The following is a 13,547-nucleotide window of genomic DNA, read 5'->3' on the forward strand; positions in this document are numbered from 1 at the left end:
ACTCTCTCCGAACTACGGCCATGCAGGGGTCAGCCCCCGTGCTGGTTCAACCATTGCTGGGCCAGATCCCGCGCGCGAGCGTCCGCGGCGAAGACCGTGTCGAGCGTATCCAGCGCGACCACCGGTTCCCGATTGAGGACGTCCTCGATCATACGCGGGATCTGCGGGTAGCGTATGCGACGCTCGAGGAACGCCGCCACCGCGATTTCGTTCGCCGCGTTGAGCATGGCGGGGGCGCTGTCGCCCGCCTCCGCTGCCTGCCGAGCCAGGCGCAGGCAAGGAAAGCGCTGTTCATCGGGCGCTTCGAAATCGAGCCGCGCGATGGCGAACAGGTCCAGGGGTGCCACACCCGAATCGACACGTTGCGGCCAGGCCATGGCATGGGCAATCGGCGTGCGCATATCGGGGTTGCCCAACTGCGCCAGCACCGAGCCGTCGACATAGTCGACCAGGGAATGGATCACGCTCTGCGGGTGCACGACCACTTCGATCTGCGCGGGTCGCGCGTCGAACAGCCAGCATGCTTCGATCAGCTCCAGGCCCTTGTTCATCATGCTGGCCGAGTCGACGGAAATCTTGCGTCCCATCGACCAGTTGGGATGAGCGCACGCCTGCTGCGGCGTGACCTGTTCCAATTCTTCCAGCGGCGTCTGTCGAAACGGGCCACCCGACGCAGTCAGCAGTATCCGACGCACGCCGACATTACCCAGGCCACGCTCGAAATCACCGGGCATGCACTGGAAAATCGCGTTGTGTTCGCTGTCGATCGGCAGCACCACGGCACCGCTGTCGCGCACGGCCTGCATGAACAGCGCGCCCGACATCACCAGTGCTTCCTTGTTGGCCAGCAGTACTTTCTTGCCAGCATGGACCGCGGCCAAGGTCGGGCGCAGCCCGGCGGCACCGACAATGGCCGCCATCACGGCATCCACCTCCGGTGCAGCGGCCACCTGGCACAGCCCTTCTTCACCTACCAGCACTTCGGTGCGCGAGCCGGCCTGGCGCAATGCCTGCTGCAAGGCGCTGGCACGCTCCTGACTGGGCACCACGGCAAACACCGGACGATGCACGAGGCACAGTGCCAACAGCTCGTCCATGCGCGAGAAGCCGCTGAGGGCGAATGCGCTGTAACGGTCAGGATGCCGGGCGATCACGTCGAGCGTGCTCAGGCCGATGGAGCCGGTCGCGCCCAGCACGGTAACGCGCTGCACGCCGCTCACATCACGCCCCAGCCGGCAGCCCACAGCAGCACGGCGAACACCGGTACCGCCGCGGTCAGACTGTCGATGCGATCAAGCACACCGCCATGGCCGGGCAGCAGGTTGCTGCTGTCCTTGATGCCGGAGCGACGCTTGAACATGCTTTCGGTCAGATCACCGACGACCGAGATGGCCACCACGATCGCCGCGCCGATCAGGCCCGCGAGCATCTGGCCGATTCCCCAGTCGCGCACCAGGCCGATGGCCAGGGTGATCAGCAGGCTGGTCACCAGCCCGCCATGGAAACCTTCCCAGCTCTTGCCGGGGCTGACCTGGGGCGCCAGCTTGCGCTTGCCCAGGGCCTTGCCGGTGAAATAGGCGCCGATGTCGGCACCCCACACCAGCACCATGACGGTCATGATCAGCCAGTTGCCCAGCGGCCAGCCCTTGAGCAGCACCAGCCCTTGCCAGGCCGGCAGCAGGATCAGCAGGCCGATGAGCAGCTTGCAGGCAAGGCTGGCCCAATGCTCACTGGTGCGGGGGTAGGTCAGCACCAGGAACGTGGCCAGGCACCACCACAGCACCGCCGCGCCGAGCACGAACGGCGCCAGGCCCGGCGTCAGGTAGAGGAAGAACAACAGACCCGCTACCACGGCGGCGAAGGCAATGCGCGCCGACTGTTTTTCGAACCCGGCCAGCCGCGCCCACTCCCACGCGCCCAAGGTAACCACCAGGCCGATGAACAGGGCGAACCCTGCGCCTTCGAGCAGGAAGAAACCGCACAGGGCAATGGGCAGGAGAATCAGCGCAGTGATGATGCGTTGTTTAAGCATTAAGCACGGGCTCCGGCTTCGACCTGCTCGCTCGTTTTACCGAACCGGCGCTGGCGCGAAGCGAAATCGGCCAGCGCCGTGCGCATGGCCTCGTGTTTGAAATCCGGCCAGAACAGGTCGGAAAAATACAGCTCGGCGTAGGCCAGTTGCCACAGCAGGAAGTTGCTGATGCGATGCTCGCCGCCGGTTCGGATGCACAGATCCGGCAAGGGCAGGTCACCGGTGGCCAGACAGGTCTGCAGCAGGTCGGGGGTAATCTCTTCCGGCTTCAGGTGACCGGCCTGCACTTCGCGGGCAAGACGCTGCGCGGCCTGGGCAATGTCCCACTGGCCGCCGTAGTTGGCGGCGATCTGCAGGACAAAGCGGTCGTTGCCGGCCGTGGCCGCTTCGGCCTCGCGCATGGCGGCCTGCAGGTCGGGATGGAACCGCGAACGGTCGCCGATGATCCGCAAGCTGATGCGGTTGTCGTTCAGCCGCCGCGCCTCGCGGCGCAGTGCACTGAAGAACAGCTCCATCAACGCCCCGACCTCGTCGGCCGGGCGCTGCCAGTTCTCGCTGGAAAAGGCGAACAAGGTCAGTACCTCGACCTTGGCCTCGGCACACACCTCGATGACCGCGCGCACAGCATCCACACCGGCCTTGTGCCCAGCGACACCGGGCAGCAAACGTTTCTTGGCCCAGCGATTGTTGCCATCCATGATGATCGCAACATGCCGCGGTACCGTGGAAGGTACAGCCAACTTGGTCTTTTCCATGAGACGGACTAATTCCTTAAACGGCCATCAGGTCCGCTTCTTTCTGCTTCACGGCCGTTTCGATGTCCGCGACGAACTTGTCGGTCAGCTTCTGGATGTCATCGGCGGCGCGACGTTCTTCGTCTTCGCTGATTTCCTTTTCCTTGACCAGATCCTTGTACTGACTCAGTGCGTCACGGCGAATGTTGCGCACGGCCACGCGGGCGTCTTCGGCAGCGTCACGCGCCTGCTTGGTGAAGCCCTTGCGGGTTTCTTCGGTCAGCGCAGGCATGGAGATCAGCAGCAACTCGCCCAGGTTGGTCGGGTTGAGGTTGAGGCCGGCGGCACCGATGGCCTTGTCGACCGCGCCGAGCATATTGCGCTCGAACGCGACAACCTGCAGGGTGCGCGAATCTTTCACGCTGATGCTGGCGACCTGGTTGATAGGGGTATCGGCACCGTAGTAAGGGACCTGAACGCCTTCCAGAATGCTGGGGTGCGCCTTGCCGGTACGGATACGACCGAACGCGTGCTGCAGCGACTCCAGGGATTTCTGCATGCGCGCCTGCGCGTCTTTCTTGATTTCGTTGATCATACTTCGCCTTCCTCGATCAGAGTTCCTTCGGCGCCGCCCACTACGATGTTCAGCAGAGCGCCAGGCTTGTTCATGTTGAATACCCGCAACGGCATCTTGTGATCGCGGCACAGGCAGATGGCGGTCAGGTCCATCACGCCCAGCTTGCGATCCAGTACTTCATCGTACGTCAGGCGGTCGAATTTCTCAGCATGCGGATCCTTGAACGGATCGGCCGTGTAGACACCGTCGACCTTGGTCGCCTTGAGCACCACGTCGGCATCGATCTCGATGGCGCGCAGGCAGGCTGCGGAGTCGGTGGTGAAGAACGGGTTGCCGGTGCCGGCGGCGAAAATTACCACATCGCCGGAATTGAGGTGACGAATACCCTTGCGGCGATCGTAATGGTCGGTCACGCCGACCATCGAGATGGCCGACATGACGATCGCGGCGATGTTGGAGCGTTCCAGCGCATCGCGCATGGCCAGGGCGTTCATCACGGTCGCCAGCATGCCCATGTGGTCGCCGGTGACACGGTCCATGCCGGCTGCGCTCAGGGCGGCACCGCGGAACAGGTTGCCACCGCCGATGACCAGGCCCACCTGCACGCCGATACCTACCAACTGGCCCACTTCGAGGGCCATGCGGTCCAGCACTTTCGGGTCGATCCCGAAATCTTCGGACCCCATCAGGGCCTCGCCGCTAAGTTTGAGCAAAATGCGTTTATAGCGAGGTTGACGACCACTCACCTGCTGAGCCATTGCGTGTCTCTCCTGCGGCGTTTAATAAATTCTGGACGGGCCGGTGTACGGCACGCCTAACTCTAGCTTGCGGCACTGCGACAGTACCACCGGACCTGCGCCTTGTAAGCGGCTAAATCCGGGCACCAACTTTGAAAAAGAGGCTGCGCGCGTAAGCGGGCAGCCTCTTTGGGGCAACAGGACGAATCCGTCTTATTGCTTGCTGGCAGCGGCCACTTGTGCGGCAACTTCGTCAGCGAAGTTGTCGACAGGCTTCTCGATGCCTTCGCCTACCTTGAAGTAGGTGAACGAAACGATTTCAGCACCGGCTTTCTTGGCCAGGTCACCGACCTTGACTTCAGGATTCTTGACGAACGCCTGCTCGACCAGGCTGGCTTCGGCAAGGAACTTGCTGATACGACCGGCAACCATTTTCTCGACGATCTCGGCTGGCTTGCCTTTGATCTTGTCTTCGTTGAGGCTCATGAAGACGCCCTTCTCGCGCTCGATGGCCTCGGCCGAAACCTGCGATGGCAGCAGGAATTCCGGGTTGCTGGCGGCAACGTGCATGGCGATGTCGCGAGCCAGTTCGGCGTTGCCGCCGTTCAGGGCAACGATGACACCGATCTTGTTGCCGTGCAGGTAGGCATCGACAACGTCGCCTTCCACGCGCACCAGACGGCGGATGTTGACGTTCTCGCCAACCTTGCCGACCAGGGCTTCACGCGCTGGCTCTTGAGCGGCGATCAGCGGAGCAGCGTCGGTCAGCTGGTCGGCGAAAGCCTTTTCCACGCTGGCGGCGACGAAGTTCTTGAAGTCGTCCTGCAGAGCCAGGAAGTCGGTCTGCGAGTTGACTTCCAGGATGACTGCGGATTTGTTGTCGGCAGCAACCTTGACGGCGATGGCGCCTTCGGCAGCAACGTTGCCTGCTTTCTTGGCGGCCTTGATGGCGCCGGAAGCACGCATGTCGTCGATGGCTTTTTCGATGTCGCCGCCGGCCTTGGTCAAGGCCTTTTTGCAATCCATCATGCCTTCGCCGGTACGCTCGCGCAGTTCTTTGACCAACGCTGCAGTAATCTCTGCCATTTCAAATTCCTCTTGGATAGGTGTCTAACCATTCCACCCGTTAACGGGCGCTCAATTCTTGACCTTGCCAGCGGCTCTTTACAATTGGAGCGGTGACGATGCCGGCAATGGTTCTCGAGGTGGCAAAAAGGGGGCCTAGCCCCCTTTTTGCGTACCGAGTAAACGCTGGGCGTCTAGACTCAGCCTTCTACCGCTGCGGCAGGTGCGTCCTGAACGTATTCTTCAGTACCGCCAGCAACGTGGTTGCGACCACGGATGACCGCGTCGGCCATCGAACCCATGTACAGCTGGATGGCGCGAATGGCGTCATCGTTGCCTGGGATGATGTAGTCGACGCCTTCAGGGCTGCTGTTGGTGTCGACGACGCCGATGACCGGGATACCCAGCTTGTTGGCTTCGGTGATCGCGATGCGCTCGTGGTCGACGTCGATGACGAACAGTGCGTCAGGCAGGCCGCCCATGTCCTTGATACCACCCAGGCTGCGATCCAGTTTTTCCAGATCACGGGTGCGCATCAGCGCTTCTTTCTTGGTCAGCTTGGTGAAAGTGCCATCTTCGGCCTGGGTTTCCAGGTCGCGCAGACGCTTGATCGAAGCACGGATGGTCTTGAAGTTGGTCAGCATGCCGCCCAACCAGCGATGGTCGACGTACGGCGAGCCGCAACGTGCTGCTTCCTCGGCCACGATCTTGCCGGCGGAACGCTTGGTGCCGACGAACAGGATCTTGTTCTTGCCCTGGGCCAGGCGCTCTACGAAGGTCAGTGCTTCGTTGAACATCGGCAGGGTTTTTTCGAGGTTGATGATGTGGATCTTGTTACGCGCGCCGAAAATGTACTTACCCATTTTCGGATTCCAGTAACGGGTTTGGTGACCGAAGTGCACACCGGCCTTCAGCATATCGCGCATGTTGACTTGGGACATGATAGTTCCTTGATAAGTCGGGTTAAGCCTCCACGTATCCCAATGACCAACCGGCGGCATAACCTCCGGCACCCAGGTCATCGTGTCGACACGTGTGTGGGTTTGGTTGCTTCCAGGGCATCCCCGGAAAGCGGCGCATTTTATACCATAGCCGCCCCGATATAGAAACCTGAAATAGCGTCGATGCACAACGGCTTTTGCGCCGCTGCCTGATTCGCGCGACAATGCGCGCCATCACCTCTTATATAGAGGCGCCGCCAGCGCCGCGCGGCAGTCCGCAGCGGCTCTGGTAGAATCGCCTCGATTTCAGCCTGCGAACGCGCGCAAGCGCTCAGAGAGCCCCGAATGACCGTTACCATCAAGACCCCCGAAGACATCGAGAAGATGCGAATTGCCGGCCGCCTGGCGGCCGATGTGCTGGAGATGATCGCGCCTCACGTCAAGCCCGGTGTCACTACCGAAGAACTCGACCGCCTGTGCCACGACTACATCGTCAACGAGCAGCAGGCCATCCCTGCCCCGCTCAACTACAAGGGCTACCCCAAGTCGATCTGCACCTCGATCAACCATGTGGTCTGCCACGGCATTCCCAATGACAAGCCGCTGAAGAATGGCGACGTGCTGAACATCGACGTCACCGTGATCAAGGACGGCTACCACGGCGACACCAGCCGCATGTTCCACGTCGGCAGCGTGCCGGTGTGGGCCGAGCGCCTGTCGCAGGTGACCCAGGAATGCCTGTACAAGGCCATCGAGTTGGTCAAGCCAGGATGCCGCCTGGGCGACATCGGCGAAGTCATCCAGAAGCACGCCGAGAAGAACGGTTTTTCCGTGGTCCGCGAATTCTGCGGCCACGGCATCGGCAAGGTGTTTCACGAAGAACCGCAGGTGCTGCACTACGGGCGTGCCGGTACCGGCATGGAGCTCAAGGAAGGCATGACCTTTACCATCGAGCCGATGATCAACCAGGGCAAGGCCGACACCAAGGTGCTGGGCGATGGCTGGACGGCCATTACCAAGGATCGCAAGCTGTCCGCGCAGTGGGAGCACACCCTGGTGGTGACCGCCAGCGGCTACGAAATCTTCACCTTGCGCAGCGACGACACCATCCCCCGCGTCTCGGCGTGATGCCACGCGTGCGGGCAACCCGTTCAGGCCACTAATCTCTTCAGGAATACGACATGCCGCAGGTGGATCCGGAGTTGTTCGATCGCGGCCAGTTTCAGGCCGAACTGGCGCTCAAGGCCAGCCCTATCGCAGCCTTCAAGAAGGCGATTCGCCAGGCTCACGATGTGCTCGACGAGCGTTTTCGCAACGGCCGTGACATTCGCCGGCTGATCGAAGACCGTGCCTGGTTCGTCGACAACATCCTGGAGCGGGCGTGGAGCCAGTTCGACTGGGACGAGGATGCCGACATCGCCCTGGTCGCCGTGGGCGGCTACGGCCGCGGCGAGCTGCACCCCTACTCCGACATCGACCTGATGATTCTGCTCGAGAGCGCCGACTACGAGATCTTCCGCGATTCGATCGAGCGTTTTCTCACACTGCTGTGGGACATCGGCCTGGAAGTGGGCCAGAGCGTGCGCTCCATAGATGAATGCGCCGAGCAGGCGCGCGCCGACATCACGGTCATCACCAACCTGATGGAAAGCCGCACCATCGCCGGCCCGGAACGGCTGCGCAAGCGCATGCTCGAGGTCACCAGCACCGAGCGGATGTGGCCCAGCCGCGAGTTCTTCCTGGCCAAGCGCGCCGAGCAGAACGCTCGCCACCACAAGTACAACGACACCGAGTACAACCTGGAACCCAACGTCAAGGGCTCCCCCGGTGGCCTGCGCGACATCCAGACCCTGCTGTGGGTGGCGCGCCGCCAGTTCGGCACGCTGAACCTGCACGCGCTGGCCGGGGAAGGCTTCCTGGTGGAGAGTGAAAACAACCTGCTGGCTTCTTCCCAGGAATTTCTCTGGAAGGTGCGCTACGCCCTGCACATGCTTGCCGGGCGCGCGGAAGATCGCCTGCTGTTCGATCACCAACGCTCCATCGCCGGCTTGCTGGGCTACAAGGACAGCGATGCGAAACTGGCCATCGAGCGGTTCATGCAGAAGTACTACCGCGTGGTGATGAGCATCGCCGAGCTCAGCGACCTGATCATCCAGCATTTCGAGGAAGTGATTCTCGGCGACCCCGAAGCCGGCTCAACGGTGCCGATCAATTCGCGCTTCCAGCTGCACGATGGCTACATCGAGGCCACTCACACCCAGGTGTTCAAGCGCACCCCGTTCGCCATGCTGGAAATCTTCGTGCTGATGGCGCAGAACCCGGAGATCAAGGGCGTGCGCGCGGACACCATCCGCCTGCTGCGCGAGCATCGCCACCTGATCGACGACACCTTCCGCAACGATATCCGCAACACCAGCCTGTTCATCGAGCTGTTCAAGTGCGAGGTCGGCATTCACCGCAACCTGCGCCGCATGAATCGCTACGGCATCCTGGGCCGCTACCTGCCCGAGTTCGGCGATATCATCGGCCAGATGCAACACGACCTGTTCCACATCTATACGGTCGATGCGCACACGCTCAACCTGATCAAGCACCTGCGCAAGCTGCAGTACACCCAGGTTTCGGAGAAATTTCCGCTGGCCAGCAAGGTCATGGAGCGCCTGCCCAAGCCGGAGCTCATCTACCTCGCCGGGCTTTATCATGACATCGGCAAAGGCCGCAACGGCGACCATTCCGAGCTCGGCGCCGTGGATGCCGCGCAGTTCTGCCAGCGCCACCAGTTGCCTGCCTGGGACAGCCGCCTGATCGTCTGGCTGGTGCAGAACCATCTGGTGATGTCGACCACCGCGCAGCGCAAGGACCTGTCCGACCCGCAGGTCATCCATGACTTCGCCCAGCAGGTAGGCGACGAGGTGCACCTGGACTACCTCTACGTGCTTACCGTGGCCGACATCAACGCGACCAATCCCAGCCTGTGGAACTCCTGGCGTGCGAGTCTGCTGCGCCAGCTGTATACCGAGACCAAGCGCGCACTGCGTCGTGGCCTGGAGAACCCGCTGGATCGCGAAGAACAGATTCGTCGCACGCAAAGCGCGGCGCTGGAGATACTGGTACGCGGCGGCACCGATCAGGACGACATCGAACAGCTCTGGTCCCAGCTGGGCGACGACTATTTCCTGCGACACAATGCCGGTGACGTGGCCTGGCATACCGATGCCATCCTGCAGCAGCCCGCCAATGGCGACCCGTTGGTGCTGATCAAGGAGACCACCCAGCGCGAATTCGAAGGCGGCACGCAGATCTTCATCTATGCGCCCGACCAGCATGATTTCTTCGCGGTGACGGTGGCGGCCATGGACCAGCTCAACCTGAACATCCATGACGCCCGCATCATTACCTCCAGCAGCCAGTTCACGCTCGATACCTACATCGTTCTGGACAACGACGGCGGCTCGATCGGCAACGACCCGCGCCGTATCGCGCAGATTCGCCAGGGCCTCAGCGATGCGCTGCGCAACCCCGATGACTACCCCAACATCATTCATCGCCGCGTGCCGCGTCAGCTCAAGCACTTCGCGTTCCCCCCGCAGGTCACCATCCAGAACGATGCCCAGCGTCCGGTGACCATTCTGGAGCTGAGCGCGCCCGACAGGCCCGGCCTGCTGGCACGCATCGGCAAGATCTTCCTGGAATTCGACCTGTCGTTGCAGAACGCCAAGGTTTCCACGCTGGGCGAACGCGTGGAAGACGTGTTCTTCATTACCGATGCGAACAATCTGCCCCTGTCCGACCCGCAACTGTGCAGTCGGCTGCAGGCCACCATCATCGACCAACTCAGTGTCAGCCAGGCGCCCGGCGTCGAGCTGTCCCGTTTGAGCATTTGATATGAACCACGCGTTGAACCAGCTGCAGCCCTACCCTTTCGAGAAACTGCGCGCCTTGCTGGCTGGCGTCACGGCCGCTGCGGACAAACGTCCGATCGCCCTGTCCATCGGCGAACCCAAGCACGCCTCGCCGGCGTTCGTGAAGCAAGCCCTGGCCGACAATCTCGACCAGATGGCGGTGTACCCGACCACCCAAGGCATTGCGGCACTGCGCGAAGCCATCGCCGCGTGGTGCGAACGACGCTTCCAGGTCCCGGCGGGCTGGCTCGATCCGGCGCGCCACGTATTGCCGGTCAACGGCACCCGCGAGGCGCTGTTTGCCTTCACTCAAACCGTTGCACAGCGTGACGTCGACGGGCTGGTGGTCAGCCCCAATCCGTTCTACCAGATCTACGAAGGCGCCGCCCTGCTCGCCGGTACCACCCCGCATTACCTGCCTTGCCTGGACCAGAACGGCTTCAACCCGGATTTCGACGCGGTACCGGCCCAGGTCTGGCAGCGCTGCCAGATCCTGTTCCTGTGCTCGCCCGGCAACCCGACCGGTGCCCTGGTACCGATGCCGATCTTGAAGAAACTCATCGCCCTGGCGGACGAGCATGACTTCGTGATCGCTGCCGACGAGTGCTACAGCGAGCTGTACTTCGACGAAGACGCGCCACCGCCCGGCCTGCTGACCGCCTGTGCCGAGCTGGGGCGCAGCGATTTCAAGCGTTGCGTGGTGTTCCACAGCCTGTCCAAGCGCTCCAACCTGCCGGGCTTGCGCTCGGGCTTCGTGGCGGGCGACGCCGACATCCTCAAGGCCTTCCTGCTGTACCGCACCTATCATGGCTGTGCGATGCCCGTGCAGACCCAGCTGGCCAGCATCGCCGCCTGGAAAGACGAGGCCCACGTACTGGCAAACCGTGACCTGTACCGGGAAAAATTCGATGCCGTGCTGGATATCCTCGCGCCGGTGATGGACGTCAAGCGTCCCGACGGCAGCTTCTACCTGTGGGCCAAGGTGCCCATGGACGACGCGCAGTTCTGCCGCGAGCTGTTCGAGCAGGAACACGTCACGGTCGTACCGGGCTCCTATCTGTCGCGCGACGTCGATGGGCTCAACCCAGGCGCCGGACGCGTGCGCATGGCGCTGGTTGCGCCGCTGAGCGAGTGTGTCGAAGCCGCCCAGCGCATCCGGGGCTTTCTCGAGCGTCGATAACACATAGCTACGCTATTGCACGGCGTTTGAACGACATCATCGATGGCTCTTTTCAAGGAGTCATCGATGATGTGCAATCCCCTGTTCTGCAAGACCCTGCCTGTACTGGACTTCGAGGCATCACGCCGCGTAGCCCTGGCCGAACGCCCGACCAATGCGCTGAGCGTCTCGGCGAACGGACGCTCCAGGCGCGCCCTGGGTCAGTTCTCGAAATTCTGGGCACCCGGCCGCACACTGACCATCGGCTTTTTCAATGACACCCCCACCGAGCACAAGGCAGCCATCGAGAACGTGGCGCGACAGTGGCTGCGCTCGGCCAACCTGAAATTCGATTTCGTCGACGGCATGTTTGCCGACGTCCGCATCTATACCGACGGCGACGACAACTACAGTCAGGTCGGCACCGATGCGCTGCTGGCCAGTCCGATGGATGCAACCATGGCCTTGGGGGTCAAACCGGACGATCCGCTGTTCGGGCGTACCGTGTTGCATGAGTTCGGCCACGTGCTTGGGTTGCTGCACGAGCATCAGCACCCCAAGGCAAACATCCCTTGGGACATCCCCAAGCTGTATGCGTACTTTGCCACCAAGGGTGTCGATCAAGAGACCGTGGACATCAACCTACTGGACAAGACCGACAAGGCACTGGTCAAGGGTACTGCCTATGACCGCGCGTCGATCATGCATTACTCGGTGCTGCAGGAGCAGACGGTGGGCGACTGGGAAGTGGGCATCAATCATACCTTGAGCCGCTGCGACCGAAGGTTTGCCCGGCGCACCTACCCCAAGGCCATGGCCTAGCGGGCATGACCAAGGCTGGCTTCGTTGACGTCGAACTCGGCCAGCGCTTCATTCATGGCCTCGCTGCGCATGAGCCGATGTCGACGCACCACCGGGCGCACCGTATAACGCGGTAGATGCGCGAACTCCTCTTGCGCCCATGCCTGCTGGTTGCGGGTCCGCTGGAAATCGGGCCACTCGCCGATCACGAGAAACACGACCTGCGGTACGAGCGCGATAGCCAGCAGGGTATTGAGGTCAACCAGGCCCAGCCCGCCCAGCGCCGAGCCAACGACCACGGGTACAGCGCTACCAACGGCAGTCCACAGTTTGGATAATCGGCGCATGGAACGTGACCTCACATGAGTTACTGTATACATATACAGTACACAGAACCGGCCGCGTGTTCAATCCCTGAAAGCGCATCGATAACCTGTCCAACGGCTGCCTCAGATCAGGCGAACGCCCCAAACATGTCCGCCACCGCCTGCTCGCCCAGGGCCGGTCCGACGCTCATGCCCACCCCGCTGTGCATCAGCGTCGCACTCAAGCCTGGCGCGATGTTCAAGCGGGAAAACGGCTGGGGCCCCTTGGCACCATAGACACCTTGCCAGCGCTCCATTACCTGAATGTTGCAGCCCAGGGTGTCCTGTGCCAGCTCCAGCATCCATTCATCGACCTGCTCGGTATTGAACGGCGAGGCGTCCGCACCGTATTCATGGGAATCGCCGATGATCAGGTCACCGTAGGGCGTCGGACTGATCAGCAAGTGAATGCCGTGTGCTTCGAGGTGCGGACTGTCGCGCTCGATTTCGTGGCGGATGGCAGCCGCTTCGGGCAGATCGGTGAAAGCCCCGTAGTGAACGCAACTCAGACCGGTCAGTACCGAGTGCTGCAGGTTCAGGTTCGACGCGGGCCGAGCGCGGAGCATCTGTAGACGGCATACCTGGGGCTTGAGCGCAGCCATGGGTTCGGCGAGCAGGGTCAGGTAGTCGTGGCCGGAGCACACCACCACCTGTTGGCCGCGAAAGGGGCCAGCGGTGCTCTGTAGCTTGCCGGGTTCGACGCCGTTGACCAATGTCGAGAAGTGAAACTCGACGCCCAGTTCGCGCTGCAGATAGTCAATCAGCCTGGGTATGGCTTCGCGCGAATAGAGCTGCTGGTCGTCAATGCCGTGCAAGGCCGCGCGATGATGGCTGAATTGCCCGCCGTACAAATCGTCCAGCGGCTTGCCGCGCAACAGCTCGACCCGGTAGTCATGCTGCTTGGCACGTTCGGTACTGAATGCTTCCAGCAGGTTTTCCTCCGCTTCGGTTCGGGCGAACAACAGCGAGCCGTTGCGCTTGAGCTCGAAGCCCGACTGGGCGCTCCAGTTGGCCCAGATACCGCGGCTGGCTTTGGCCAGGTCGAGCATGATGCCGGGTGGCTGACCGGTCACCAGGGCTTGACCGAAGTTGCGTACCGACGCGCCGATCGGGCTCGCCGAACGCTCGAAAACCCGCACTTTCAGGCCACGCCTGGCCGCCGCATAGGCGTGGGAAAGCCCGAGAATACCCGCACCCACCACCAGCAAATCACTTTCAAACCGATTCATTCGAC

13 protein-coding genes are annotated in these 13,547 nt (G+C 62.1%); 4 read left to right on the forward strand and 9 right to left on the reverse strand.

Going from position 1 to position 13,547, the window contains the following annotated elements:
• Window positions 1-29: 29 nt before the first annotated feature.
• The 7 genes from ispC to rpsB form a co-directional block, all read right to left on the reverse strand.
• A complete protein-coding gene (gene ispC, locus IFT57_RS22260) occupies window positions 30-1,220 on the reverse strand; it encodes a 1-deoxy-D-xylulose-5-phosphate reductoisomerase (RefSeq protein WP_192152685.1) in 1,191 nt (396 codons plus the stop codon).
• Window positions 1,217-2,032 (reverse strand): phosphatidate cytidylyltransferase, encoded by an 816-nt coding sequence (locus tag IFT57_RS22265; RefSeq protein ID WP_192152686.1) that lies wholly within the window; start codon window positions 2,030-2,032, stop codon window positions 1,217-1,219. The genes ispC and IFT57_RS22265 overlap by 4 nt, the downstream gene beginning before the upstream one ends.
• Entirely contained in the window at window positions 2,032-2,787 is a 756-nt protein-coding gene (gene uppS, locus IFT57_RS22270; RefSeq protein WP_122476571.1) for a polyprenyl diphosphate synthase, read from the reverse strand. Before uppS ends, IFT57_RS22265 begins: the two co-directional genes overlap by 1 nt.
• Before the next feature lie 16 nt (window positions 2,788-2,803).
• Window positions 2,804-3,361, reverse strand: coding sequence for a ribosome recycling factor (gene frr / locus IFT57_RS22275; protein ID WP_122476572.1), 558 nt, complete (start codon window positions 3,359-3,361; stop codon window positions 2,804-2,806).
• On the reverse strand, window positions 3,358-4,101 hold the full coding sequence (gene pyrH, locus IFT57_RS22280; RefSeq protein ID WP_049862287.1) for a UMP kinase: 744 nt from the start codon (window positions 4,099-4,101) through the stop codon (window positions 3,358-3,360). The genes frr and pyrH overlap by 4 nt, the downstream gene beginning before the upstream one ends.
• Before the next feature lie 192 nt (window positions 4,102-4,293).
• The gene (gene tsf, locus IFT57_RS22285; RefSeq protein WP_122476588.1) at window positions 4,294-5,166 is read right to left on the reverse strand and encodes a translation elongation factor Ts; all 873 of its coding nucleotides are present in this window, start codon (window positions 5,164-5,166) and stop codon (window positions 4,294-4,296) included.
• A 179-nt stretch (window positions 5,167-5,345) separates the two neighbouring features.
• Window positions 5,346-6,086 carry a 30S ribosomal protein S2 gene (rpsB, locus tag IFT57_RS22290; protein ID WP_049862289.1) on the reverse strand — a complete coding sequence of 247 codons (741 nt, stop codon included), beginning with the start codon at window positions 6,084-6,086 and terminating at the stop codon, window positions 5,346-5,348.
• Between the two features lie 345 nt (window positions 6,087-6,431).
• On the opposite strand from rpsB, the gene map reads away from it, so the two are divergent.
• The 4 genes from map (at window position 6,432) to IFT57_RS22310 (ending at window position 11,969) form a co-directional block, all read left to right on the forward strand.
• Entirely contained in the window at window positions 6,432-7,214 is a 783-nt protein-coding gene (gene map / locus IFT57_RS22295) for a type I methionyl aminopeptidase (RefSeq protein ID WP_122476589.1), read from the forward strand.
• A 53-nt stretch (window positions 7,215-7,267) separates the two neighbouring features.
• Entirely contained in the window at window positions 7,268-9,970 is a 2,703-nt protein-coding gene (locus tag IFT57_RS22300; protein WP_192152687.1) for a [protein-PII] uridylyltransferase, read from the forward strand.
• Between the two features lies 1 nt (window position 9,971).
• Window positions 9,972-11,168 carry a succinyldiaminopimelate transaminase gene (dapC, locus tag IFT57_RS22305; protein ID WP_122795113.1) on the forward strand — a complete coding sequence of 399 codons (1,197 nt, stop codon included), beginning with the start codon at window positions 9,972-9,974 and terminating at the stop codon, window positions 11,166-11,168.
• 66 nt (window positions 11,169-11,234) lie between these two features.
• Entirely contained in the window at window positions 11,235-11,969 is a 735-nt protein-coding gene (locus IFT57_RS22310; RefSeq protein ID WP_192152688.1) for a M12 family metallopeptidase, read from the forward strand.
• On the opposite strand, the gene IFT57_RS22315 is transcribed toward IFT57_RS22310, so the two are convergent.
• Together IFT57_RS22315 and IFT57_RS22320 are read right to left on the reverse strand one after the other, a co-directional pair.
• The gene (locus IFT57_RS22315; protein WP_192152689.1) at window positions 11,966-12,295 is read right to left on the reverse strand and encodes a hypothetical protein; all 330 of its coding nucleotides are present in this window, start codon (window positions 12,293-12,295) and stop codon (window positions 11,966-11,968) included. The genes IFT57_RS22310 and IFT57_RS22315 overlap by 4 nt on opposite strands.
• Window positions 12,296-12,402: 107 nt before the next feature.
• Window positions 12,403-13,542, reverse strand: a complete 1,140-nt coding sequence (locus IFT57_RS22320) for a TIGR03364 family FAD-dependent oxidoreductase (protein ID WP_192152690.1) — start codon at window positions 13,540-13,542, stop codon at window positions 12,403-12,405.
• Between the last annotated feature and the right edge of the window lie 5 nt (window positions 13,543-13,547).

Origin of the sequence: Pseudomonas sp. CFBP 13719, assembly GCF_014842095.1 — a bacterium.
In the GTDB taxonomy this organism is placed as follows: Bacteria; Pseudomonadota; Gammaproteobacteria; order Pseudomonadales; family Pseudomonadaceae; genus Aquipseudomonas.